The sequence below is a fragment of the Methylobacterium sp. D48H genome (genome assembly GCF_053345715.1).
In genome coordinates this window covers 91,859-114,670 of the sequence record NZ_JBKFAP010000014.1, presented here as the reverse complement: position 1 = coordinate 114,670, position 22,812 = coordinate 91,859, and the positions used below count along the sequence as shown (strand labels likewise).

Sequence of the window (22,812 nt, the reverse complement as noted above, 5' to 3'; positions counted from 1 at the left end):
GGTCCCGCCACCAGACGGTTCGACCCATGAAGCTGCCCGACAAGCTCGGCCCCATCCACTTCATCGGCATCGGCGGCATCGGCATGTCCGGCATCGCCGAGGTGATGCACAACCTCGGCTACACAGTGCAGGGCTCGGACGCCTCCGACAACGCCAATGTCCGCCGTCTCGCCGAGAAGGGCATGCGCACCTTCGTGGGCCACGACGCCAAGAACGTCGAGGAGGCCGCCCTCGTCGTCGTCTCGACCGCGATCCGGCGCGACAACCCCGAGTTGCAGGCCGCCCGCGAGCGACGCCTGCCCGTGGTGCGACGGGCCGAGATGCTGGCCGAGCTGATGCGGTTCAAGTCCTGCGTGGCGATCGCCGGCACGCACGGCAAGACCACGACCACGTCGCTCGTCGCCACCCTGCTCGACGCCGGCAACCTCGACCCGACCGTGATCAACGGCGGCATCATCAACGCCTACGGCACCAACGCCCGCATGGGGGCGGGCGAGTGGATGGTGGTGGAGGCCGACGAGTCCGACGGCACCTTCCTGAAGCTGCCGGCGGACGTCGCGATCGTCACCAACATCGATCCCGAGCACCTCGACCATTTCGGCTCGTTCGACGCGATCAAGGACGCGTTCCGGCGCTTCATCGACAACATCCCGTTCTACGGCTTCGCGGTGATGTGCATCGACCACCCGGTGGTCCAGGACCTCGTCGGCCATATCGAGGACCGGCGGATCATCACCTACGGCGAGAACCCGCAGGCCGACGTGCGCCTGATCGACGTGGACCTGCGCGGCGGCCAGAGCCGCTTCCGGGTGATGATCCGCGATCGTCGGCCCGGCTACCGGATGGAGATGGAGGATCTCGTCCTCCCGATGCCCGGCAAGCACAACGCCCTCAACGCCACCGCGGCGCTCGCCGTCGCGCACGAGCTCGGCGTGAAGCCGGACGCGATCCGCCAGGCGCTCGCGGGCTTCGGCGGCGTGAAGCGGCGCTTCACCCGCACCGGCGAGTGGAACGGCGCGACCATCTTCGACGATTACGGGCACCATCCGGTGGAGATCAAGGCGGTGCTCAAGGCCGCCCGCGCCTCGACCGAGCACGGCGTCGTCGCGGTCGTGCAGCCGCACCGCTACACCCGGCTGCAGTCGCTGTTCGACGATTTCTGCACCTGCTTCAACGATGCCGACACGGTCATCGTCGCGCCGGTCTACGCGGCCGGCGAGCAGCCGATCGAGGGCTTCGACCGCGACAGCCTCGTGGCCGGCCTGCGCTCCCGCGGTCACCGCGACGCCCGGGCCCTGGAGCGGCCGGAGGAACTCGCGGGCATCATCGCGGAGCTCGCCAAGCCCGGCGACTACGTGGTCTGCCTCGGCGCCGGCACGATCACCCAGTGGGCCTACGCCCTGCCGGACGAACTCGCCGCGCGGGGACGGTAGGCGCGGTGCGCGCGCCCGCCCCGGGAAGCCTCTCGGGTCGGCGGCACCCTCGACCGTCCACACTGGGCTGCGCTCCGAGGATGAACCCGGCGGTGACTCTCCGGACCCCGGCCTCGCAGCGTCCGCTGCCACCCCGATGCGACGACACCAGGATCGCCGCATCCCTCTCCCCGCGGGCGGGGCGAGGGGAGACTCACAGATGACCGCCTCTCTGCACGATCGCATCCGGGCCGCCGCGCCCGACCTCCGCGGGCGCCTGCTCGCCGACCAGCCGCTCGCCGACCTCACCTGGTTCCGGGTCGGCGGACCGGCCGAGGTGCTGTTCACCCCGGCCGACGAGGAGGATCTCGCCCGCCTCCTCGCCGCTCTCGATCCGGACGTGCCGGTCACGGTGATCGGGCTCGGCTCGAACCTGATCGTGCGGGACGGCGGCGTGCCGGGCGTGGTCGTGCGCCTCGGCGGCAAGGCCTTCGGCAGCATCGCGGTCGACGGCAACGCGCTGACCGTCGGCACCGCGGTCCCGGACATGCGCCTCGCCAAGGCGGCCGCCGAGGCCGGGCTCGACGGGCTCGCCTTCTACCGCGGCATCCCGGGTTCGATCGGCGGGGCGCTGCGCATGAACGCGGGCGCGCATGGTGGCGAGACCACCGACGTGCTGGTCGAGGCCCGCGGCATCGACCGCGGGGGCGCGCTGCGCACCTTCAGCCACGCCGACATGGGCTTCTCCTACCGGCACTCGGACGCCCCGGAGGACGTGATCTTCACGCGCGCCGTCTTCCGCGGGCGGCCCGGCGACCGGGTCGCCATCGAGGCCGAGATGGAGCGGGTCACCGCCGCCCGCGAGGCCGCGCAGCCGATCCGCGAGCGGACCGGCGGCTCGACCTTCGCCAACCCGGACGGCGGCAAGGCGTGGCAGCTCGTCGACGCCGCCGGCTGCCGCGGATTGAGGCGGGGCGGCGCCCAGGTCAGCGAGATGCACTGCAACTTCCTGATCAATACCGGTACTGCGAGCGCGGCCGATATCGAGGGTCTCGGCGAGGAGGTCCGCCGCCGCGTCCGGGAGACCAGCGGGGTCGCATTGCGCTGGGAGATCCGGCGCATCGGCCGCCCCGCCGGCACGACGTGAGAGCGGTGTTCCGGACGGACCGGTGCGCTCAGATCCTGATTGAAGCCGACCTATTCGAGGTGCCCTGATGTCCAAGCACGTCGCCGTCCTGCTGGGCGGCACCTCCGCCGAGCGCGAGGTCTCCCTCAGTTCCGGCAAGGCCTGCGCCGACGCGCTCGAAGGGGAGGGCTACCGGGTCACCCGGGTCGATGTCGGCCCCGACATCGCCGCGGTGCTGACGGCGCTCCGGCCGGACGTGGCCTTCAACGCGCTCCACGGGCCGGACGGCGAGGACGGCACCATCCAGGGCCTGCTGGAGATCCTCAAGATCCCCTACACCCATTCCGGCGTCCTCGCGTCGGCGCTCGCCATGAACAAGGAGCGGGCCAAGACCGTCATGCGCGCCGCCGGCGTCGACGTGCCCGAGGGCCGGATCGTTAACCGTCGTGAGGCCGCCAGGACACACCCCCTGCCGCCACCCTACGTCGTGAAACCGATCGCGGAAGGCTCATCGGTGGGTGTGATCATCGTGCGCGACGGCCGCTCGCACCCGCCCCAGATCCTCGCCTCCGAGGAGTGGACGTTCGGCGAGCAAGTCCTTGCAGAACCTTACATTGCTGGCCGCGAACTCACCTGCGGCGTGATGGGCGACAAGGCCCTCGGGGTGATCGAGGTGAAGGCCGCCACGGGCGATTGGTACGATTACGACGCCAAGTACGCCCCGGGGGGCTCGGTGCACGTGCTCCCGGCCGAACTTAAACCAAATGTTTACCAGCGTGTCCAAGAACTGTCGTTAACGGCGCATCAAGCACTGGGCTGTCGGGGCGTCAGCCGTGCCGACCTTCGCTACGACGACACACCGGGTGGAACCGGTCTGCTCGTGGTGCTGGAGGTCAACACGCAACCCGGCATGACCCAGACGAGCCTTGTGCCGGAGATGGCGGCCCATGCGGGCCTGAGTTTCGGTGAGCTCGTCCGATGGATGGTGGAGGACGCTTCCCTGAATCGCTGAGCGGCGACGCCGCCGGCCGGAGCGGTCCCGCGCGCCTCGCCGGCGCGATCCTGGGCCGGCTCACCGGCCGCGGCACGTCCCGGTCGCTCTCGGTTCGTCGGGCCCGCCCGAGTCAGCGCCTGAGCGAGCGCCTGCCCCGCGGCGCCGGGATCGTGGCGGTCTCCGTCTCCGCCGCCGCCGTGGCGCTCGCCGGTTTCGTGGCGAGCGGCCGCTACGACGCGTTCGTGGCCGAGCAGGGCCGCCCCCTCGACATCGCCGCGCGCGTCGCCGGCTTCGGCGTCGAGCGCGTCACCATCTCGGGCATCTCCCGCATGTACGAGCGCGAGGTCCTGGCGGCCGCCGGGATCGACTGGCGCTCCTCGGTTCCCTTCCTCGACGTCAACGACGTGCGCGAGCGGCTGCTCCGCGTACCGCTGATCGCGCAGGCCTCGGTCCGGAAGATCTACCCCAACGAGATCGCCATCACCCAGGTGGAGCGCGAGCCCGCGGCCCTCTGGCAGAAGAACGGCGAGATCAGCGTGATCGCCGCCGACGGCACCGTCATCGACGCCATGCGCGACGACCGCTACGCCAGCCTGCCCCTGGTGGTCGGCGAGGACGCCAACACCAAGCTTCCGGAATACCTCGCCCTCATCGCCGCCGCGGGGCCGCTCGCCGAGCGGATCAAGGCCGGCACCTACGTGTCCGGCCGGCGCTGGACCCTCAAGTTCGACGGCATCGACGTGCGCCTGCCCGAGGTCGATCCGGCCGCGGCACTCGCCCGCCTCGTCCGGTTCGAGCGCGAGGCCCACCTGCTCGAGAAGGACGTCATCGCGGTGGACCTGCGCATGCCGGACCGCCTGGTGGTGCGCCTGACCGAGGAGGCCGCCGCCGCCCGCGCGGAAGCCCAGAAGGCGAAGAAGAAGGGCGCGGCCAGCTGATGCCCTTCCTGTCGATCTCCGCCCGTCCCGCATCCCGCGCCCGGTAGCGTCAATGCACAGCCAACACGGCCTCACGCCGCGCTTGAAGCCGCTCTCCGCCCGGCGCTCGACCACCCTCTCGGTGCTCGACATCGGCACGAGCAAGGTGGTCTGCCTCATCGCCGAATTGCAGCCCGCCGAAGCGCTCACGACGCTCCGCGGCCGCACGCACCTCGCGCGCATCATCGGCATCGGCCACCAGCGCTCCCTGGGCCTGAAGGGGGGCGCCATCGTCGATCTCGCCGCGGCCGAGAGCGCGATCCGTCAGGCGGTCCACGCCGCCGAGCGCATGGCCAAGGTCGAGGTCCAGTCGGTCATCGTCAACATGTCGGGCGGCCGGCTCGCCTCGCAGCATTTCCAGGCGCGGGTGAACGTCCGCTCGGGCACCGTCACGGGCAGCGACGTCGAGCGGGTGCTCGAGACCGCCAGCGCCCACGGCGTCAGCCCCGGCCGGGCCGTGCTGCACGCGCTGCCCACCGGCTACGCCCTCGACGGGCAGGGCGCCGTCATCGACCCGTCGGGCATGATCGGCGAGGCGCTCAGCGTCGACCTGCACGTCGTCACCAGCGAGCTCGCGGCCGCCCGCAACGTCATGCTGGCGGTGGAGCACTGCCACCTCGGCGTCGAGGCGGTGATCGCCACGCCCTACGCGGCCGGCCTCTCGGCGCTGGTCGACGACGAGGCCGAGATGGGCGTCTGCGTCGTCGACATGGGCGGCGGCACCACCAGCGTCGGCGTGTTCTCCGGCGGCCACCTCGTTCACGTGGACGCCCTCGCGGTCGGCGGCCACCACGTCACCATGGACATCGCCCGCGGCCTCTCCACCCGCATGGCGGCGGCCGAGCGGCTGAAGACCCTCTACGGCTCGGCCCTCTCCACCCCCTCCGACGACCGCGACATGATCGCCGTGCACGGCGTCGGCGAGGACGAGGGCGAGGCGCCGGCCCACATCCCGCGCTCGCAGCTCGTGCGGATCATCAAGCCGCGCGTCGAGGAGGTGGTCGAGCTGGTGCGGGACCGCCTGCGCGACGCGGGCTTCGCCGCCCAGGCCGGGCGGCGCGTCGTCCTCACCGGCGGCGCCAGCCAGCTCGTCGGTCTGCCCGAGGTCGCCCGCCGCGTCCTCCAGGGTCAGGTGCGGATCGGACGGCCCCTCGGCATCCGGGGCCTGCCGGAAGCCGCCAAGGGTCCGGCCTTCTCGGCGGCGGTCGGCCTGCTCGTCTACCCGCAGGTCGCCCATGCCGAGCATTTCGAGCCGCGGGGGCACGGCGCCTTCGCGGCGACCGGGACCGACAACTACCTGAACCGGGTCGGCCGCTGGCTCCGGGACAGCTTCTAGGTTTCACGCCCGCCCGCTCGCGCGGGGGGATCGAAGGGATCCGGCGCCCAGGCGTCGCACGGACAGCACAGTTAGCGAGAGGCTCGACACCATGGCCATCACCCTCCAGGCGCCGGACATCCGGGAACTGAAGCCCCGCATCACCGTCTTCGGCGTCGGCGGCGCCGGCGGCAACGCCGTCAACAACATGATCGAGTCGGGCCTCCTCGGCTGCGAGTTCGTCGTGGCCAACACCGACGCGCAGGCGCTCACCTCCTCGAAGGCCGAGCGGGTGATCCAGATGGGCCTGGGCGTCACCCAGGGCCTCGGCGCCGGATCGCACCCGGAGGTCGGCTCGGCCGCCGCCGACGAGGTGATCGACGAGATCCGCGACCAGCTCTCCGGCGCCCACATGTGCTTCATCACCGCCGGCATGGGCGGCGGCACCGGCACCGGCGCCGCCCCGGTCATCGCCCGCGCGGCCCGCGACATGGGCATCCTGACGGTCGGGGTCGTGACCAAGCCGTTCCAGTTCGAGGGCATGCGCCGCATGCGGACCGCCGAGTCCGGCATCCAGGAGCTGCAGGCCGCGGTCGACACCCTGATCGTGATCCCGAACCAGAACCTGTTCCGGGTCGCCAACGAGAAGACCACCTTCGCGGACGCCTTCGCGATGGCCGACCAGGTGCTCTACTCGGGCGTCGCCTGCATCACCGACCTGATGGTGAAGGAGGGCCTCATCAACCTCGACTTCGCCGACGTCCGGGCGATCATGCGCGGCATGGGCAAGGCCATGATGGGCACCGGCGAGGCGTCCGGCGAGAAGCGCGCCAACCGCGCCGCAGAGGCCGCCATCGCCAACCCGCTCCTCGACGACGTCTCGATGAAGGGCGCGCGCGGCCTGCTGATCTCGATCACCGGCGGCTCCGACCTGACCCTCTACGAGCTCGACGAGGCCGCCACCCGCATCCGCGAGGAGGTCGACCAGGACGCCAACATCATCCTGGGCGCCACCTTCGACGAGAGCCTCGACGGCATCATCCGCGTGTCGGTGGTCGCGACCGGCATCGAGCCGGCGCTGATCTCGGCGAACTCGCCCAACAACCCGGCCATCGCCGAGACCGAGCAGCGCATCGCCGAGGTCGCCGAGCGCCTGCGCGCCGAGGCCCGCTCGCGCGCCGCCTCGCCGGTGCCGAGCATCCGCACCGAGTCGGTCGCCCCGGCGCCGATGCCCGCCCCGGCCCCCGCGCCGCTCGCGGCCCCCGAGATGCGCCCCGAGTCGCGGATCGACAGCCGCATCGAGGCCGCCGCGCCGATGACCCGCGACGACGTCGTGCTCGCTCCGGTCCAGGCGCGCGCCGCGGCGCCGTTCGTCCCGGCCCCCGCGCCGCAGCGCGTCGAGGCGGCGCCCGCCGTCGAGGCCGGTCCGTTCGTGCCGCCGCGTCCGGCCGCCCCGACGGGCACGCCGCTCGCCCGCGCCCCGCGCATGCCGCAGATCCACGAGCTGCCGCCGATCGCCCAGACGCAGATCATGGCGAACCGCGCTGCCGAGGAGGCCGCCCCGGAATCCAAGCGGACCTCGCTGCTGCGCCGGCTCGCGACGGTGGGCTTCGGCGGCCGCCGCGAGGACATGGACGGCGCCCCGGCGGCCCGGCCGGCCTCGCCCGCCGCCCCGCAGCCGCACATGGCCCAGTCGCACATGGCCCAGCCCCACATGGCGCAGCCTCACGTGCCGCCGGCCCCGCGCGCTCCGGCCGCCCCCGCGGTCCCGCAGTACCGCCCGGCCCAGGGCAACCTCGACGGTCAGGGACGGGCCGCGCCCCAGCCGCGGATGATGGACGACGATCAGCTCGAGATCCCGGCCTTCCTCCGCCGTCAGGCGAACTGACCGGGCCGGGTCTCCGGCACGGCCCGGGGCTGGCGGGAAACCGCTGGCCCCTTCGCGCTGCAGCAAAGCAACTCATGGTTGTTGCGGTGAGAAATAGAGCTCGACGAGGCTGTGCGCCGCGCCTCTCGAGCCGCGGCGCATGGTGCATCCGCGCCACAGAACGGCCGCGGGTTAGTCACGCATTAACCAACCTTTAAGCCTTTGGTGGAGCAGCGCTTTGTGGTGACGAACCGCTAAGCGTGTCTGTAACAGACCGTAAGAATCCGTGATTTGGCTGCCCTGTGCGGCGCAGCTATAGAAACCATGTGATCGAGACGACACGCAGCAGGACACAACCTGATCGCGTGGGCTAGGGCATCAAGCAGCGGACGGATCAGTCAGTTTCTCCTCACCCCCAGTCGGGGTGGCGGAAATGATCGCGCCCGGGGGCTAAGGAATGCGAACGCATAAACAGACGACCCTCAAAGGGCCGGCGACTCTCTCGGGGATCGGAGTTCACTCCGGCAACCCCGCCGAGATCACCATCCGACCCGCTCCAGCCAATCACGGCATCGCCTTCCTCCGCACCGGCACCACCCACGGCAACGACCGCCTGATCAAGGCGCATCACGCCCTCGTCTCCGCCACCGAACTCTGCACCGTCCTGGGTGACGTCGAGACCGGCGCGGTCGCCACCGTCGAGCACCTGATGTCCGCCCTGTACGGGCTGGGCGTCGACAACGCTCTGGTCGAGATCGACGGCCCCGAGATGCCGATCCTCGACGGGTCCGCGCTCCCCTTCGTCCAGGCGATCGACCAGACCGGCATCGCCACCTGCGACACGCCGCGGCGCTGGCTCAAGATCCTCCGCCACGTCCGCATCGAGACCGGGACATCCTTCGCGGAACTGCGCCCGATCGACCGCGGCTTCCGCCTCGACGTCGAGATCGACTTCGAGAGCCCGGTGATCGGCCGTTCCCGCAAGGCGATGGACCTGTCGCCCGCGACCTACCGCCGCGAGATCGCCGGCGCCCGCACCTTCGGGATGATGCGGGACGTGGAGCGCTACTGGAAGGCGGGCTTCGCCCTCGGCGCCTCCCTGGAGAACACCGTGGCGGTCGGCGAGACCGCGGTGGTCAATCCCGAGGGCCTGCGCTTCCAGGACGAGTTCGTCCGCCACAAGATCCTCGACGCCATCGGCGACCTCGCCCTGGCCGGCCTGCCGATCCAGGGGGCCTACCGCTCCTATTGCGGCGGCCACCGGATGAATGTCGGGGTGCTGTCGGCCCTGTTCGCCGACCGTGCGAACTACGCCATCGTCGAGGCGCAGGGCTCGCGCCGCGAGACCGTGCTGTCCGAACTCGGCGCCGGCCTGGGCCTCGCCGCCTTCGCGGGCGACCTGTAGCCCCTGTGACCGACGGGCCACAGCCCCCAACCGATCCTGACTGCCGCAGCCTTGCCGCTTTCGTGCCCGAATCGAACGGCACGGTTTAACGGTCCGTGAACGGCGGGCACGGCCCGGGGCGGGCCGGATCCACCCACGCGATGGCATGACGGCGCGCAACGGCGCCGGTTCCGGGAAAGAGCGCCAGATGCCTGTCACCATTCGTCATCGCCGGGCAGCGGCCTTCGCGGCGCCCCTCGTGGCCGTCCTCGGCCTGGGCCTCGGCGGCTGCGACTTCGACCCGACGAGCATCTTCGCCGAGAAGTACAAGCCCGAGGTCGTGCCGGACGTTCCGGCCGACAAGCTGTACAGCGACGGCCTCGCCAAGCTCGAGGACAGCGACTACGAGGGCGCGGTCAAGAAGTTCGACAGCCTGGACAAGCAGTACCAGTACTCCGATTGGTCCCGGAAGGCGCTGCTGATGACGGCCTACGCCAATTACGAGGGCCAGAAGTACGACGACGCGATCAGCGCCTCGAAGCGCTACCTTCAGCGCCATCCGGCCAGCAAGGATGCGGCCTACGCGCAGTACCTGATGGCGATGTCGAACTATAAGCAGATCCCGGACGTCACCCGCGATCAGGAGCGCTCCGAGAAGGCCCTCGTCGCGCTGCAGGAGCTGGTGCAGAAGTACCCGACCTCCGAATACGCCGCGGACGCGAAGGCGAAGATCCAGATCACCCGCGATCAGCTCGCCGGCAAGGAGATGGAGATCGGCCGCTTCTACCTCGAGAAGCGCAATTTCCCGGCGGCGATCAACCGCTTCCGCGACGTGGTCGCCAAGTATCAGACCACCCGGCACGCCGAGGAGGCGCTCGAGCGCCTGACCGAGGCCTACTGGGCGCTCGGCATCACCCAGGAGGCGCAGAACGCCGCCGCGGTGCTCGGCCACAACTTCCCGGAGAGCCCCTGGTACAAGGACGCCCACGCGCTGCTGGCGCAGGGCGGTCTCGAGCCCCGCGAGGAGAAGAGCTCGTTCCTCTCGAAGATCTACCGGACCGTCACGGGCAAGACCGCCTCGGCCCAGTAAGCCGCCGCGCCCGCGCGGGGACCGCCCACGAACCATCGAGGCCCGGAGCCGCCGCTCCGGGCCTTTCCCATTGCGGCGCCCGGCGCGTTGCACCAACCGCGCGGTGCGACGCATTTTTGGGGTGAATCCGCGCCGCGGCGGCCTTATGTCTGCGGTCCCATCCTGAGGAATCCCCGTCGCCGCATGCTGGCGCAGCTCGCGATCCGCGACATCGTCCTGATCGACAGGCTCGAACTGAATTTCCGATCGGGACTCAGCGTCCTGACCGGGGAGACGGGCGCGGGCAAATCGATCCTGCTCGACGCCTTCGCCCTGGCGCTCGGCGGCCGCGGCGACGGCCGCCTCGTCCGCCACGGCGAGGCGCAGGGCGCGGTCACGGCCGTGTTCGACCTGCCCCTCGATCATCCGGCGCGCCGGATCGCGGCCGAGGCCGAGATCGACACCGAGGGCGACCTGATCCTGCGCCGGACCCAGATGGCGGACGGCCGGACCCGAGCCTTCGTCAACGACCAGCCGGTGGGCGTTCAGGTCCTGCGGGCGATCGGCGCGGCTCTCGTGGAGATCCACGGTCAGCACGATGACCGGGCGCTGGCCGACCCCGCCTCGCACAGGGCGATCCTCGATGCCTTCGGCGGCCTCCAGACCCAGCTCGCGAAGGTCGCCGCCGCGTCGCGGACCGTGCGGCATGCCCGCACCGAACTCGCCGAGCACCGCGCCCGCGTGGAGGCGGCCCGCAAGGAATCCGACTTCCTGCGCCACGCCGTGGAGGAGCTCGCCGCACTGGCGCCGCTCGCCGGTGAGGAGGCCCAGCTCGCCGAGCGCCGCACGATCATGCAGCAATCCGAGAAGGTCGCGCGCGAGCTCAACGAGGCGCTCGAGGCCGTCGGCGGCCCCCATTCGGGCGTGCCGCACCTCTCGGCCGCCCTGCGCAAGCTGGAACGGCGCGCCGCGCAGCTTCCGGCCCTGGTGGACCCGTGCGTGAACATCCTCGACGCCGCGATGGTCGCCCTCGACGAAGCCCGCGCGGTCCTCGAGGCGGCGGTGGCCGAGACGGAGTTCGATCCCCGCGACCTGGAGCGCGTCGAGGAGCGGCTCTTCGCCCTGCGCGCCGCGTCCCGTAAGTACGATGTCCCGGCCGACGACCTCGCGGCCCTGGCGGAGCGCTACGCCGGCGACGTGGCGGCGATCGATGCCGGCGAGGCGGCGCTGGCCGGGCTGGAGCAGGCGCTCGCGACGGCGGAGGCCGCCTACGCCGAGGCGGCCGAGAAGCTCAGCGCCGGGCGGCGCCGGGCGGCCAAGCAGCTCGACGCGGCCGTGAAGGCCGAGCTGCCGCCGCTCAAGCTGGAGCGCGCCCGCTTCATCACCGAGATCGCCACGGACCCGGATTCCCGCGACCCGGCCGGCACCGACCGGGTCGAGTTCTGGGCCCAGACCAATCCCGGGACCAAGCCCGGCCCGATGATGAAGGTCGCCTCGGGCGGCGAGCTGTCGCGCTTCATGCTGGCGCTGAAGGTCGTGCTGGCCGACAAGGGCTCGGCCCCGACGCTCATCTTCGACGAGATCGATACCGGCGTGGGCGGCGCGGTGGCGGACGCCATCGGGATGCGGCTCGCCCGGCTGGCGGCGACCGTGCAGGTGGTCGCGGTCACCCACGCGCCCCAGGTCGCCGCGCGGGCGGAGACGCATTTCCTGATCGCCAAGGCCCCCGTGAAAGGGGCCGGCCGCGTCGCCACGCGGGTGGCGAGCCTGCCGGTCGCCGAGCGCCGCGAGGAGATCGCCCGGATGCTGGCGGGCGCCACCGTCACCGACGAGGCCCGGGCGGCGGCCGCGCGACTCCTCCAGGGCGCCGACGCGTGAACCGGCGTCAACCTTAACCGTTGGTTGAAGGTAACAATTCGTTAACCATTCATCGCGAGAATGCTGCCATCCCGGTACCGCGGCAGGGTTGGGCGGTCGAAGGGCGGGAGGAGCCATGAAGCCGTCAGTCGTCGACTCCGATGGGTCTCTGCCCGCGGGACAGCCCCTGAAGCGGGCGGTCGACACCCGCCAGCTCGGCCTCACGCTCCGCACGGTCTACGAGGGCAGCGTCGACACGCAGCCGATCACCGACACGCATGTCGAGCTACTCCTGCGCCTGCGCCAGAAGGAGCGGGAGCTGCGCCGGGCGGTCTGACCCGGGGCGGCGGCCTCACCAGCGGCGCGCCCCCGGCCGGCGACGGTACTCGGCCGCACGAATCAACGTCAGCACGCGGTCGAGACTCACCAGCAGCTCCGCCTCCTCGACGCGCGCCGCGGAGGCCGCGTCCGGGTCGGGGCTGAATTTCTGCCGGGCCTGCGCCAGCGCGAGCGCCCGCTCCACGGCCTCCCGCTCGGCGTGCAGGGCCAGCCAGGCCGGATCGGATTCCGTCGCCGCATCCACCTCGTCGCCGCCCACGATCCGCGCGTCCTTCTGCTGCCGGCTGCCGCTCCTGGCGGAGAGGAACGCGCGAGAGGCCGGAACCGTGCCGCGCCCGGCCGACGCGCGGTGTCGTCCCCCGTGTCGTCCCCCCGTCATCCCCCGTGTCATCCCGGTGTCATCTACTTGTCGTAACCGCCCGGCCATCGGGCGGCCGGCGCTGGGTCTCTTCGGAAGATCGGCCGCAGGGCTCTGCCGCGGGCACGGGCCCGCCGGCGGGGCAGCGCAGGCTCTAGCCCGACGGCAACGGAGATTCCTTTGAGACCCTTCGCTTACGCGCTCGCCGTCGGCCTCGCGACGGTTCAGCTGGCGTCCGCGGCGCTCGCCGCCGATATCACCGGCGCCGGCGCCACCTTCCCGTTCCCGGTCTACTCGAAGTGGGCCGAGGCCTATCGCAAGGAGACCGGCTCGGGCCTCAACTACCAGTCGATCGGCTCCGGCGGCGGCATCAAGCAGATCCAGGCCAAGACGGTCGATTTCGGCGCCACAGACGCGCCCCTGAAGCCCGAGCAGCTGGCCAAGGACGGCCTCGTCCAGTTCCCGACCGTGATGGGCGGCGTCGTGCCGGTGGTGAACATCCCCGGGATCGAGCCCGGCAAGCTGAAGCTCACCGGCGACGTTCTGGCCGACATCTACGCCGGCAAGATCGCGAAGTGGAGCGATCCGCGCATCGCCAAGCTCAATGACGGGCTGAAGCTGCCCGACGCCAACATCACCCCGGTCTACCGCTCCGACGCGTCGGGCACGACCAACATCTTCACCACCTACCTGTCCCAGGTCTCCGAGCCCTGGAAGAAGGAGTACGGCGCGGCCACGACGATCTCCTGGCCAGTCGGTCAGGGCGGCAAGGGCAACGAGGGCGTGACCGCCACCGTCAAGCAGGTTCCGAACGCGATCGGCTATGTCGAGTCGGCCTACGCCAAGCAGAACAAGCTCTCCTACGCCCTGCTGCAGAATAAGGCCGGCCAGTACCCGCAGCCCGACGACAAGGCGTTCCAGGCCGCGGCGGCGAGCGCCGACTGGAAGGCGACCCCGGGCTTCGGCATCTCGCTGACCAACCAGCCGGGCGAGGCGGCGTGGCCGATCACGGCGGCGACCTTCATCCTGGTCCACAAGGACGCCGTCGACCCGGCCAAGTCCGCCGCCGTGCTCAAGTTCTTCGACTGGGCCTACAAGAACGGCGACACGCTCGCCACCGACCTCGACTACGTCCCGCTGCCGGACAACGTCGTCGAACTGATCCACCAGGAGTGGAAGGACGTGAAGGGCAAGGACGGCAAGCCTGTCCTCAACATGTGAGCGTGGCGGGGAGGGGGTGAGAACCTCCTCCCTCGCTTCCGGGAACGCACCGCGCTACCACGCCCCCCTTCGCAGAGAACCGCGGATGCCCGCTTTGACCGAATCGATCGCCCTCGGCCGAACCCGTTCCGCGACCGCGCGGAAGGCGCCGAGCCGGAGCCTCGACACGCTGTTCCGGACCTGCTCGTACGGCGCGGCCCTGCTGGTGCTGCTCGTGCTCGCCGGCATCCTCGGCTCGATCCTGTACGGCGGCTGGCCCGCCTTCCGCGAGTTCGGCTTCGGCTTCCTGACCTCCAGCGCCTGGAACGTCGGGACCGAGCAGTACGGCGCCCTGGTCGCGGTGATCGGGACCGTCGCCTCCGCCTTCCTGGCCCTGCTGATCGGCGTGCCCGTCTCGCTGGGCATCGCGGTCTACCTCACCCAGCTCTGCCCGGGCTGGGCCCGCAAGCCGGTCGCCATGACGATCGAGCTGCTCGCGGCCGTGCCGAGCATCATATACGGCATGTGGGGCCTGTTCGTGTTCGCGCCGCTCTTCGCGCGCTACATCCAGATCCCGGTCTCGAACCTCGTGGAGGGCATGCCGATCGTCGGCACGCTGTTCTACGCCCGGGTGCCGTCGGGCGTCGGCGTCTTCACCGCCGGGATCATCCTGGCGATCATGATCGTGCCGTTCATCGCCTCGATCGCCCGGGACATGCTCGACCAGATCCCGACCGTGCTGCGCGAGAGCGCCTACGGCATCGGCTGCACCACCTGGGAGGTCGTGCGCCACGTGCTGGTGCCGCAGGCGGCCGTCTCGATCATCGGCGCGATCATGCTGGGCCTCGGACGGGCGCTCGGCGAGACGATGGCGGTGACCTTCGTGGTCGGCAACGCCAACCGGCTCTCGGCCTCGATCTTCGACCCGAGCTCGACCATCGCGTCGCGCATCGCCAACGAGTTCAACGAGGCGGACGGCCTCCAGCTGAACGCGCTGATGGCGCTGGGCTGCATCCTGTTCGTGATCACCTTCGTGGTGCTCATCATCGCCCGGCTGCTGACGCGCCGCGTCCAGTCCGCCTGAGGAGCACGCGCGATGGTTTCCTCCAGCACGATCGCCCCGGCTGCCCAGCGCCGCCCCGGCCGCGTCCGTCAGGGACGCCGCGTCGCCGACCGGACCCTGCGCGTCGCCTGCACCGCCGCGACGGTGGTCGGCGCCCTGGTTCTCGGCTCGATCCTGGTGATGCTGATCGTCCAGGGCGTGCGCGGCTTCACGCCGACCCTGTTCACCAACCCGACCCCGGGCCCGGGCTCCGAGGGCGGCGGCATCGCCAACGCTATCCTGGGCAGCCTCGTTCTGACCGGGATCGGCATCCTGATCGCCACGCCGGTCGGCGTCATGGCCGGGACCTTCCTGGCCGAGTACGGGCGCGGCTCGAAGCTGGCCGCCCTGATCCGCTTCCTCAACGACGTCCTGCTCTCGGCGCCGTCGATCCTGATCGGCCTGTTCGTCTACACGCTGATGGTGCGGCCGATGGGCACCTACTCGGGCTGGGCCGGCGGCGTGGCGCTGGCGATCATCGCCGTGCCGGTGATCGTGCGCACCACCGAGGACATGCTGCGCCTCGTGCCCGGCACCCTGCGGGAGGCCGGCGCGGCGCTCGGCGCGCCGCCCTCGACGGTGATCATGAGCGTGACCTGGCGGGCGGCCTCGGCCGGCATCGTCACCGGCATCATCCTGGCCCTCGCCCGCATCGCCGGCGAGACCGCGCCGCTGCTGTTCACCGCGCTCAACAACAATTCCTGGTTCTCGGCCAACCTGATGGGCGGCGTCGCGAACCTGCCGGTGATGATCTACCAGTTCGCCCTCTCGCCCTACCCGAACTGGCAGGGCCTGGCCTGGGCGGGCGCGCTTCTGATCACCACCACCATCCTGGCGCTGTCGATCATCGCGCGCCTCGTGATCAAGCCGCAGGCCTCGCGCTGAGCCCCCTTTCGAGGACACGACGATGAACGCCGCCTCCGCGATCCCCACGGTCGAGCTGAACCGCAACCGCGCCGAAGAGGGCGGCCCCGTGCGGATCGCCGTCAAGGACCTGAACTTCTATTACGGCAGCTTCCACGGGCTTAAGGACGTCAACCTCAACTTCCACGACCGGCAGGTGACGGCGCTGATCGGCCCTTCCGGCTGCGGCAAGTCCACCCTGCTGCGCTGCTTCAACCGGATCTACAGCCTCTACCCGGAGCAGCGCGCGGAGGGCGAGATCCTGCTCGACGGCGAGAACATCCTCAGCCCCTCCGTCGACCTGAACGAGCTGCGCTCGCGCATCGGCATGGTGTTCCAGAAGCCGACGCCGTTCCCGATGTCGATCTACGACAACGTGGCCTTCGGCCTGCGCCTCTACGAGAAGCTGCCGAAATCCGAGCTCGACGGCCGGATCGAGGAATCCCTGCGCAAGGCCGCCCTCTGGGACGAGGTGAAGGACAAGCTCCGGCAGCCGGGGACCGGCCTGTCGGGCGGCCAGCAGCAGCGCCTGTGCATCGCCCGGACGGTGGCGCAGAAGCCGGAGGTGATCCTGTTCGACGAGCCGACCTCGGCCCTCGACCCGATCTCGACCGGCCGCATCGAGGAGCTGATCGAGCAGCTGCGCGACGAGTTCACCATCGTGATCGTCACCCACAACATGCAGCAGGCGGCGCGCATCTCGCAGTTCACCGCCTTCATGTATCTGGGGCAGCTCGTCGAGTTCGGTCCGACCAACCGGATGTTCATGAACCCGACGGAACGCCGCACGCAGGACTACATCACCGGCCGCTTCGGCTAGTCTGCCGGGCCGCTCCGGTCCCGGGACCGCCGCTCGCGTCTCCGGCGCGCCGGCGGGTCCCGCAAGCCTCCCGGAGGGCCGTCCCCGGGACCCCATCGAAGGATCCGCCATGCCCGGCCATATCGTCACCTCCTACGACACCGACCTGGAGAACCTGCGTCGCTCGATCTCGGAGATGGGCGGCGTCGCCGAGAAGATGACCGCGGAGGCGACCGACGCCCTCGTGCGCCGGGACGACACGCTCGCCCAGGCTGTGATCCTCGCCGACAAGCGCCTCGACGCGCTGCAGCGGGACATCGAGGAGCGCGCCGTGCTGCTGATCGCCCGGCGCCAGCCCCTGGCCATCGACCTGCGCGAGACCATCTCGGCGATCCGCGTCTCCGGCGATCTGGAGCGGATCGGCGACCTCGCCAAGAACGTCGCCAAGCGCGTGGTGGCGATCTCCGATCAGGCGCCGGCCCAGAAGATCGTGCTCGGCGTGCGCCACATGAGCGACCTCGCCGAGGGTCAGCTGAAGGACGTGCTCGACGCCTACGGGAGCCGCGACGTCCAGGCGGCCCACGACGTCTGGGAGCGCGACGGCGAGATCGACGCCCTGTACAATTCCCTGTTCCGCGAGCTCCTGACCTACATGATGGAGGATCCGCGCAACATCTCGTTCTGCACGCACCTCCTGTTCTGCGCGAAGAACGTCGAGCGCATCGGCGACCACACCACCAACATCGCCGAGACGATCCACTACCTCGCCACGGGCGAGACGCTGGCGGGTGACCGGCCGAAGAACGACGCGTCGAACTACGCGACCGTGGACGGCGTGCAGGCGCCGTGAGGCGCCGACCCCGGCGCCTTCCTGTGGGCGCGGCCGGGGTCACTCTCCGTGCGGGTTGAGGCGGGGCGGCGCCTCCTGCACCATCCGGGGACCGCCCGCAGAACGAGTCTTCGAACGTGAGCATGCAAGTCCTGATCGTCGAGGACGAGGAGGCCCTGAGCACGCTGCTGCGCTACAACCTGGAGGCCGAGGGCTTCCTGGTGGATTCGGCGGCGCGCGGCGACGACGCCGAACTGCTCCTCGCGGAGCGGATCCCGGACCTCGTCCTGCTCGACTGGATGCTGCCCGGCCTCTCGGGGATCGAGCTGTGCCGCCGGATCCGGGCGCGCCGGGAGACCGAGCGCCTGCCGGTGATCATGCTCACCGCCCGGGGCGAAGAGGGCGACCGTGTCCGCGGGCTCGGCACGGGCGCCGACGACTACATCGTCAAGCCGTTCTCGGTCCCGGAGCTGCTCGCCCGGATCCGCGCGCTCCTGCGCCGGGCCAAGCCCGCCCACGTCTCGGACCGGCTGGCGGCCGGCGACCTGGAACTCGACCGCACCGGCCACCGCGTCCGCCGCGGCGGCGAGGAGCTGCATCTGGGCCCCACGGAGTTCCGGCTCCTGGAATTCCTGATGCTGGCGCCGGGCCGGGTCTTCTCCCGCGAGCAGCTCCTCGACGGGGTGTGGGGCCACGACGTCTACATCGACGAGCGCACCGTCGACGTCCATGTCGGGCGGTTGCGCAAGGCGCTGAACGGCCCGCGCCAGACCGACCCGATCCGCACGGTCCGGGGCTCGGGCTACGCCTTCGACGAGACCTTCTCGCTGGAGGCTTGAGGCGGCCCGAAGGGCTGTCGGAGCGCCTCACCGCTCCGGCGCGCCGTCATCGCGAGCGGAGCGAAGCGACCCAGAGCGGCGGGACGCCGGCGCGCGCGGCGCTGCTGGGTTGCTTCGCTCCGCTCGCAAAGACGGTGGGACGGGCCCGCGAAGATTCGCGCGTCCCGGCCTCCAGGGACTCAGCGCGCCAGCGCCGCGCTCCGGCCCGAGGCGGCCGGCACCGCCTCCAGCGCCGCCAGGACCGTCCCCTCGGTGAGGATCTGCGGCAGCACCTGGGGCTCTCCCGTCCCGGTATAGAGCAGGTAGAGCGGGACGCCGCTGCGCCCGTGCTTCTCCAGGAGGCGGGTGATCTCGGGGTTCTGGTTGGTCCAGTCGCCCTTCATGTAGGTCACGCCGCGCTCGGCCATCGCGGCCCGCACGGCCTTCGTGTTGAGCGAGGTCGCCTCGTTGACCGCGCAGGTGATGCACCACGCGGCGGTCATGTCCACGAAGACGGGGCGGTGCGCGTCGAGCAGGGCGTCGAGGCGCGCCTGCGTGAACGGCTCGATCCCGTCGGCGGCGGCCTGCGCGGCCGGCGCGGCGCGATCCCGGGGCAGGGTGACGGCGAGGGCCCCAACGGCGATCAGCGCCAGCGCGGCGGCGGCCTGCGCGACCCGGCCGGCCCGCGGCGGGGCGGCGCGGCCGTGCTCCCAGGCCCAGGCGGCGAAGCCCACGAGGACGAGGCCGATCAGCGCCGCCAGCAGCCCGCGCGGGTCGACCTGCTGCGCCAGCACCCAGATCAGCCACGCCACGGTGGCGTAGACCGGGAAGGCCAGCACCTGCTTGAGGGTCTCCATCCAGGCGCCCGGCCGCGGCAGCGCCCGCAGGGCCGGCGGCCAGAGGGTCAGGAGCAGGAAGGGCAGGGCGAGGCCGAGGCCGAGGCTCGCGAAGACGGCGAGCGCCACGCCGGCGCTCTGGGTCAGCGCGAAGCCCACCGCCGAGCCCATGAACGGCGCCGTGCAGGGCGTCGCCACCAGGGTCGCGAGCACGCCGGTGAAGAACGAGCCGCTCAGGCCGCCGCGCCGGGTGAGGCCGTCGCCGAGGCCGGCGAGCCGGCCGCCGACATGGACCGCGCCCGAGAGGCTCAGGCCCATCGCGAACAGCAGGTAGGCGAGCCCCGCCACGATGGCGGGCGACTGGAGCTGGAACCCCCAGCCGATCGCGGCCCCGCCGCTCTTCAGGCCGATCAGCGCGGCGGCGAGCGCCAGGAAGCTCGCCAGGACGCCGGCCGTGTAGGCGAGGCCGTGGAGCCGCAGCCGGGCCGGCCCCTCGCCCGCGTGCCGCACGAGGCCGAGCACCTTGATCGACAGGACCGGGAAGACGCAGGGCATCAGGTTGAGGATCAGGCCGCCGAGGAAGGCGAAGGCCGCGGCGGTCGCCAGCGTCAGCGCGTCGAAGTCGGCGGTGGCCGGCGCGGTCGCGGGCGGCGCGGTCGCGGCCGCCGCCGCGGCGGCCGGGAGCACCGGCTCGTCGCCGTACGCGAAGGCGAGCCGGCGGGTCCCGGCGGCGTCGACCTCCTCGACCGTCAGGACGCCGGGCAGCGCGGCGGGCACTGGGTCGGTCGGGCTGCTCCGGGCGAGGGTCAGGTGCAGGCCGGTCCCGTCGACGCTCATCACCTGCGCGGCGGCGTTGTCGATCGCCGTCTCGGCGTAGGGGAAGTACGCGGCGTTCCGGACCGCCTCGGGCTTGAGGCCGGCCGCGGCGAAATCGAGGCGCAGGGTGTCGCCCTGGCTCGACAGGCTCAGGGGCCAGAGCGCCGGCACGGGGAGCGCGGCGCGGGCGCGCGCGAACAGCGCGGCGTTGGCCGGGTCCGGCTCGGCCTTGCCGACCGGCAGGGTCAGGGCGAGATCGGCCGAGCCGGGCACGCACTCGGTCTCGCAGACGAGGTAAGTCAGCTTGGCCTGGATCCGCACCGGGTCGGCCGGGTCGAGGCTCGGCGGCGGCGTCACCGGGACGAGGAGCGTGACCTCGCCCTCGTAGCCGTAGTTCATGAGGGTCGCGATCGGGATGCGCTCCGGCGCCGGCCACCGGATCGCGCCGGCGCTGAAGCCGGCCGGCAGGGTCCAGGTCACCTCCGGGGGCAGGCCGGAATCGCCCGGGTTGCGCCAGTAGACGTGCCAGCCGGGCTTGACCTGCATCCGCACCGCCAGCGTGAAGGGCTGCGCGCCGGCGACGGCGGCGGGCTCGGCCACGAGGCTCGCGCGCACGAGGTCCGCGGGCGTGCGGAAGCCCTGCGGGACCCCCTGTGCCGCGGCGGCCGAGAGGCCCGCGGCGAGGGCCAGGATCAGGAGGGCGAGGCGGCGGATCATGCTGTCCCTTCGCGCGCGGGGCGGTCGCGGTTTCACGCGCGGCGTGTCGGGCTCGGCGCGGGCGTTTCCATGGCGTCCGGTCTTACCATGGCGTCGGGTCTTACCATGGACCGCGTCCGGGATCCCCTGCGGCCGGCTCACCCCTCGAGCGGCGCCGTCGCCCGCTCGAGCCAGTCGCGCGTCGCGGTGTCGAGCCAGGGCGCCAGGGTCTCGCGGACCCTCGCATGATAGGCGTCGATCCAGGCCCGCTCCCCGGGCTCGAGCAGGTCCGGCCGGATCAGCCGGCGGTCGTAGGGAGCGAGCGTCAGCGTCTCGAAGCCGAGCATCGGGCGCTCCCCGCCCGCGATCGCGCGGGCCTCGACCAGGACGAGGTTCTCGATCCGGATGCCGTAGGCGCCGCGGGCGTAGTAGCCCGGCTCGTTCGACAGGATCATGCCGGGCTCGAGCGCCACCGTGCCGGTCTTGGCGATCCGCTGCGGCCCCTCGTGAACCGACAGGAAGGCGCCGACGCCGTGACCGGTGCCGTGGTCGAAGTCGAGGCCCGCCTGCCAGAGCGGTGCCCGCGCGAAGGCGTCGATCTGGGCGCCGGTCGTGCCGACCGGGAACACCGCCCGGGCGATGGCGACGTGCCCCTTCAGCACCCGCGTGAACCGGTCGCGCATCTCCGGGCTCGGCGCGCCGACCGCGACCGTCCGGGTGATATCGGTGGTGCCGTCCGGGTACTGCGCTCCCGAATCGATCAGGAACAGCTCGCCCGACTGGACCGCCCGGTCCGTGGCGCGGCTCACCCGGTAGTGGACGATCGCGCCGTTCGGTCCGGAACCCGAGATCGTGGGGAACGAGACCTCGCGCAGGTCGCCGCCGGCGGCCCGGAAATCTTCCAGGGCCTCGACGGCGGCGATCTCGGTGAGGCCGCCGGCCACGGCCGCACCGTCGAGCCAGGCGAGGAAGCGCGCGACGCTCGCCCCGTCCCGGACATGGGCCGCGCGGGCGCCCGCGATCTCGGCGGCGTTCTTGACCGCCTTCATGCCGGTGATCGGGTCCTTGCCGACATCGGCCGTGCCGCCGGCGGCCTCGATCTTCTCCTTCAGGGCGACGGCGCCGGTCGCGGCGTCGAGGCGGACGCGCACGCCCGCCAGGGATGCCAACCCGTCGTCCAGGTCCGCCCGCGGCAGGATCTCGGCGATCGGCGCGAGTTCCGCCCGCAGGGCCGGATCGACGTTCGGAGAGACGAGGTACAGCCGGGCCCGTCCCTCGCGCGGCAGGATGGCGTAACCCAGCGCCAGGGGCGTGTGGGCGACGTCGGACCCGCGCAGGTTGAAGGCCCAGGCCAGGTTGTGCGGGTCGGAGATCACCAGGGCATCGCAGCCACCCTCGGCGAGCGCCGCCCGGATCCGGCCGAGCTTGTCGGCGGCCCCCTCGCCGCACAGCGCGTCGGGATGGACCACCACCGGACCGGCCGGCGGCCGCGGCCGACCGGCCCAGACCGCGTCGACGAGGTTCGGCACCGCCCGCATGGTCCCGCCGGCGCGGGTCACGGCCCGCTCCAGGCGCGCTAGACCGTCCGGGGTGTGCAGCCAGGGATCGTAGCCGAGCACCTGATCCCGCCGCAGGTTGGCTCCGACCCAGACCTCCGGCGTCGATTCGGCAAGCGGCACCACCGTGACGAGGCCGGTATCGACCTGCTCGGGCGCCTGCAGGGTGTAGCGCCCGTCGACGACCAGCGCCGCGGAATCCATCAGGATCACGGCCGTGCCGGCCGAGCCGGTGAAGCCGGTGAGCCAGGCCAGCCGCTCGGCGTCGGCGGGAACGTATTCCGACTGGTGCTCGTCGGCCCGCGGCACGACGAAGCCGTCGAGTCCGGTCTCGCACAGCGCCGCCCGGAGGGCCTCGATCCGCTCGGCGCCCTTCCGGTGGCTCGGGTCGTCGAAGCTCTGGAAGCGCTGGCGCTGTCGGGACGGACGGGTCTCGGTCATGCGGCGAGCCTAGCGCCCGCCGCTCCCGCGTCGCAACACCCTGTTGTCATGAGAAAGAGGTTGGTCGGAGGTCGGTTGCGGTGCTTAAAGATCGTTAGCAATCTTATCACGCCGCGGA

The 22,812-nt window shown here is 71.7% G+C and carries 19 protein-coding genes; 16 read left to right on the top strand and 3 right to left on the bottom strand.

Annotated elements, in window-relative coordinates:
• The first annotated feature begins 26 nt into the window (after positions 1-26).
• The 10 genes from murC (at position 27) to ACLBX8_RS20955 (ending at position 12,338) form a co-directional block, all read left to right on the top strand.
• Positions 27-1,433: a UDP-N-acetylmuramate--L-alanine ligase gene (gene murC, locus ACLBX8_RS21000; protein WP_447693881.1), complete on the top strand. Its 1,407-nt coding sequence runs from the start codon at positions 27-29 to the stop codon at positions 1,431-1,433.
• Positions 1,434-1,632: 199 nt separating this feature from the next.
• On the top strand, positions 1,633-2,559 hold the full coding sequence (gene murB / locus ACLBX8_RS20995; RefSeq protein WP_447715697.1) for a UDP-N-acetylmuramate dehydrogenase: 927 nt from the start codon (positions 1,633-1,635) through the stop codon (positions 2,557-2,559).
• A 67-nt stretch (positions 2,560-2,626) separates the two neighbouring features.
• Positions 2,627-3,550 carry a D-alanine--D-alanine ligase gene (locus tag ACLBX8_RS20990; protein ID WP_020094130.1) on the top strand — a complete coding sequence of 308 codons (924 nt, stop codon included), beginning with the start codon at positions 2,627-2,629 and terminating at the stop codon, positions 3,548-3,550.
• The gene (locus tag ACLBX8_RS20985) at positions 3,517-4,470 is read left to right on the top strand and encodes a cell division protein FtsQ/DivIB (protein WP_020094131.1); all 954 of its coding nucleotides are present in this window, start codon (positions 3,517-3,519) and stop codon (positions 4,468-4,470) included. The genes ACLBX8_RS20990 and ACLBX8_RS20985 overlap by 34 nt, the downstream gene beginning before the upstream one ends.
• A gap of 52 nt (positions 4,471-4,522) precedes the next feature.
• On the top strand, positions 4,523-5,845 hold the full coding sequence (ftsA, locus tag ACLBX8_RS20980; protein ID WP_012319319.1) for a cell division protein FtsA: 1,323 nt from the start codon (positions 4,523-4,525) through the stop codon (positions 5,843-5,845).
• A 91-nt stretch (positions 5,846-5,936) separates the two neighbouring features.
• Entirely contained in the window at positions 5,937-7,712 is a 1,776-nt protein-coding gene (ftsZ, locus tag ACLBX8_RS20975; RefSeq protein WP_091979174.1) for a cell division protein FtsZ, read from the top strand.
• Positions 7,713-8,148: 436 nt separating this feature from the next.
• Positions 8,149-9,096, top strand: a complete 948-nt coding sequence (gene lpxC / locus ACLBX8_RS20970; RefSeq protein WP_020094133.1) for a UDP-3-O-acyl-N-acetylglucosamine deacetylase — start codon at positions 8,149-8,151, stop codon at positions 9,094-9,096.
• Between the two features lie 187 nt (positions 9,097-9,283).
• Positions 9,284-10,165, top strand: a complete 882-nt coding sequence (locus ACLBX8_RS20965; protein WP_091979221.1) for an outer membrane protein assembly factor BamD — start codon at positions 9,284-9,286, stop codon at positions 10,163-10,165.
• 183 nt (positions 10,166-10,348) lie between these two features.
• Complete coding sequence (gene recN, locus ACLBX8_RS20960) at positions 10,349-12,022, top strand: DNA repair protein RecN (RefSeq protein WP_447715696.1); 1,674 nt, start codon at positions 10,349-10,351, stop codon at positions 12,020-12,022.
• 115 nt (positions 12,023-12,137) lie between these two features.
• Positions 12,138-12,338: a hypothetical protein gene (locus ACLBX8_RS20955; RefSeq protein WP_020094136.1), complete on the top strand. Its 201-nt coding sequence runs from the start codon at positions 12,138-12,140 to the stop codon at positions 12,336-12,338.
• A gap of 15 nt (positions 12,339-12,353) precedes the next feature.
• Here the strand turns inward: ACLBX8_RS20955 and ACLBX8_RS20950 are convergent, their stop codons facing one another.
• Positions 12,354-12,599: a hypothetical protein gene (locus ACLBX8_RS20950; protein ID WP_020094137.1), complete on the bottom strand. Its 246-nt coding sequence runs from the start codon at positions 12,597-12,599 to the stop codon at positions 12,354-12,356.
• Positions 12,600-12,878: 279 nt separating this feature from the next.
• Here ACLBX8_RS20950 and pstS point away from each other — a divergent pair, with 279 nt between their 5' ends.
• The 6 genes from pstS (at position 12,879) to phoB (ending at position 18,370) form a co-directional block, all read left to right on the top strand.
• On the top strand, positions 12,879-13,919 hold the full coding sequence (pstS, locus tag ACLBX8_RS20945) for a phosphate ABC transporter substrate-binding protein PstS (protein WP_447699641.1): 1,041 nt from the start codon (positions 12,879-12,881) through the stop codon (positions 13,917-13,919).
• 85 nt (positions 13,920-14,004) lie between these two features.
• The gene (gene pstC / locus ACLBX8_RS20940; RefSeq protein WP_447682084.1) at positions 14,005-14,982 is read left to right on the top strand and encodes a phosphate ABC transporter permease subunit PstC; all 978 of its coding nucleotides are present in this window, start codon (positions 14,005-14,007) and stop codon (positions 14,980-14,982) included.
• 12 nt (positions 14,983-14,994) lie between these two features.
• Positions 14,995-15,885, top strand: a complete 891-nt coding sequence (gene pstA / locus ACLBX8_RS20935; RefSeq protein ID WP_447682083.1) for a phosphate ABC transporter permease PstA — start codon at positions 14,995-14,997, stop codon at positions 15,883-15,885.
• Positions 15,886-15,907: 22 nt separating this feature from the next.
• On the top strand, positions 15,908-16,723 hold the full coding sequence (pstB, locus tag ACLBX8_RS20930) for a phosphate ABC transporter ATP-binding protein PstB (RefSeq protein WP_020094141.1): 816 nt from the start codon (positions 15,908-15,910) through the stop codon (positions 16,721-16,723).
• A 109-nt stretch (positions 16,724-16,832) separates the two neighbouring features.
• The gene (gene phoU, locus ACLBX8_RS20925) at positions 16,833-17,552 is read left to right on the top strand and encodes a phosphate signaling complex protein PhoU (RefSeq protein ID WP_020094142.1); all 720 of its coding nucleotides are present in this window, start codon (positions 16,833-16,835) and stop codon (positions 17,550-17,552) included.
• Positions 17,553-17,674: 122 nt separating this feature from the next.
• Positions 17,675-18,370: a phosphate regulon transcriptional regulator PhoB gene (phoB, locus tag ACLBX8_RS20920; protein WP_042671704.1), complete on the top strand. Its 696-nt coding sequence runs from the start codon at positions 17,675-17,677 to the stop codon at positions 18,368-18,370.
• Between the two features lie 179 nt (positions 18,371-18,549).
• Here the strand turns inward: phoB and ACLBX8_RS20915 are convergent, their stop codons facing one another.
• Both ACLBX8_RS20915 and ACLBX8_RS20910 read right to left on the bottom strand, forming a co-directional pair.
• Positions 18,550-20,718: a protein-disulfide reductase DsbD family protein gene (locus ACLBX8_RS20915; RefSeq protein ID WP_447699643.1), complete on the bottom strand. Its 2,169-nt coding sequence runs from the start codon at positions 20,716-20,718 to the stop codon at positions 18,550-18,552.
• Between the two features lie 137 nt (positions 20,719-20,855).
• Complete coding sequence (locus ACLBX8_RS20910; RefSeq protein ID WP_447699644.1) at positions 20,856-22,694, bottom strand: aminopeptidase P family protein; 1,839 nt, start codon at positions 22,692-22,694, stop codon at positions 20,856-20,858.
• Positions 22,695-22,812: the final 118 nt, after the last annotated feature.

What these genes read in the sequence shown, in the direction of transcription:
- murC (WP_447693881.1), top strand. Translation starts at nt 27, where the DNA reads ATGAAGCTGCCCGACAAGCTCGGCCCCATCCACTTCATCGGCATCGGC.
- murB (WP_447715697.1), top strand. Translation starts at nt 1,633, where the DNA reads ATGACCGCCTCTCTGCACGATCGCATCCGGGCCGCCGCGCCCGACCTC.
- ACLBX8_RS20990 (WP_020094130.1), top strand. Translation starts at nt 2,627, where the DNA reads ATGTCCAAGCACGTCGCCGTCCTGCTGGGCGGCACCTCCGCCGAGCGC.
- ACLBX8_RS20985 (WP_020094131.1), top strand. Translation starts at nt 3,517, where the DNA reads ATGGATGGTGGAGGACGCTTCCCTGAATCGCTGAGCGGCGACGCCGCC.
- ftsA (WP_012319319.1), top strand. Translation starts at nt 4,523, where the DNA reads ATGCACAGCCAACACGGCCTCACGCCGCGCTTGAAGCCGCTCTCCGCC.
- ftsZ (WP_091979174.1), top strand. Translation starts at nt 5,937, where the DNA reads ATGGCCATCACCCTCCAGGCGCCGGACATCCGGGAACTGAAGCCCCGC.
- lpxC (WP_020094133.1), top strand. Translation starts at nt 8,149, where the DNA reads ATGCGAACGCATAAACAGACGACCCTCAAAGGGCCGGCGACTCTCTCG.
- ACLBX8_RS20965 (WP_091979221.1), top strand. Translation starts at nt 9,284, where the DNA reads ATGCCTGTCACCATTCGTCATCGCCGGGCAGCGGCCTTCGCGGCGCCC.
- recN (WP_447715696.1), top strand. Translation starts at nt 10,349, where the DNA reads ATGCTGGCGCAGCTCGCGATCCGCGACATCGTCCTGATCGACAGGCTC.
- ACLBX8_RS20955 (WP_020094136.1), top strand. Translation starts at nt 12,138, where the DNA reads ATGAAGCCGTCAGTCGTCGACTCCGATGGGTCTCTGCCCGCGGGACAG.
- pstC (WP_447682084.1), top strand. Translation starts at nt 14,005, where the DNA reads ATGCCCGCTTTGACCGAATCGATCGCCCTCGGCCGAACCCGTTCCGCG.
- pstA (WP_447682083.1), top strand. Translation starts at nt 14,995, where the DNA reads ATGGTTTCCTCCAGCACGATCGCCCCGGCTGCCCAGCGCCGCCCCGGC.
- pstB (WP_020094141.1), top strand. Translation starts at nt 15,908, where the DNA reads ATGAACGCCGCCTCCGCGATCCCCACGGTCGAGCTGAACCGCAACCGC.
- phoU (WP_020094142.1), top strand. Translation starts at nt 16,833, where the DNA reads ATGCCCGGCCATATCGTCACCTCCTACGACACCGACCTGGAGAACCTG.
- phoB (WP_042671704.1), top strand. Translation starts at nt 17,675, where the DNA reads ATGCAAGTCCTGATCGTCGAGGACGAGGAGGCCCTGAGCACGCTGCTG.
- ACLBX8_RS20915 (WP_447699643.1), bottom strand. Translation starts at nt 20,718, where the DNA reads ATGATCCGCCGCCTCGCCCTCCTGATCCTGGCCCTCGCCGCGGGCCTC.
- ACLBX8_RS20910 (WP_447699644.1), bottom strand. Translation starts at nt 22,694, where the DNA reads ATGACCGAGACCCGTCCGTCCCGACAGCGCCAGCGCTTCCAGAGCTTC.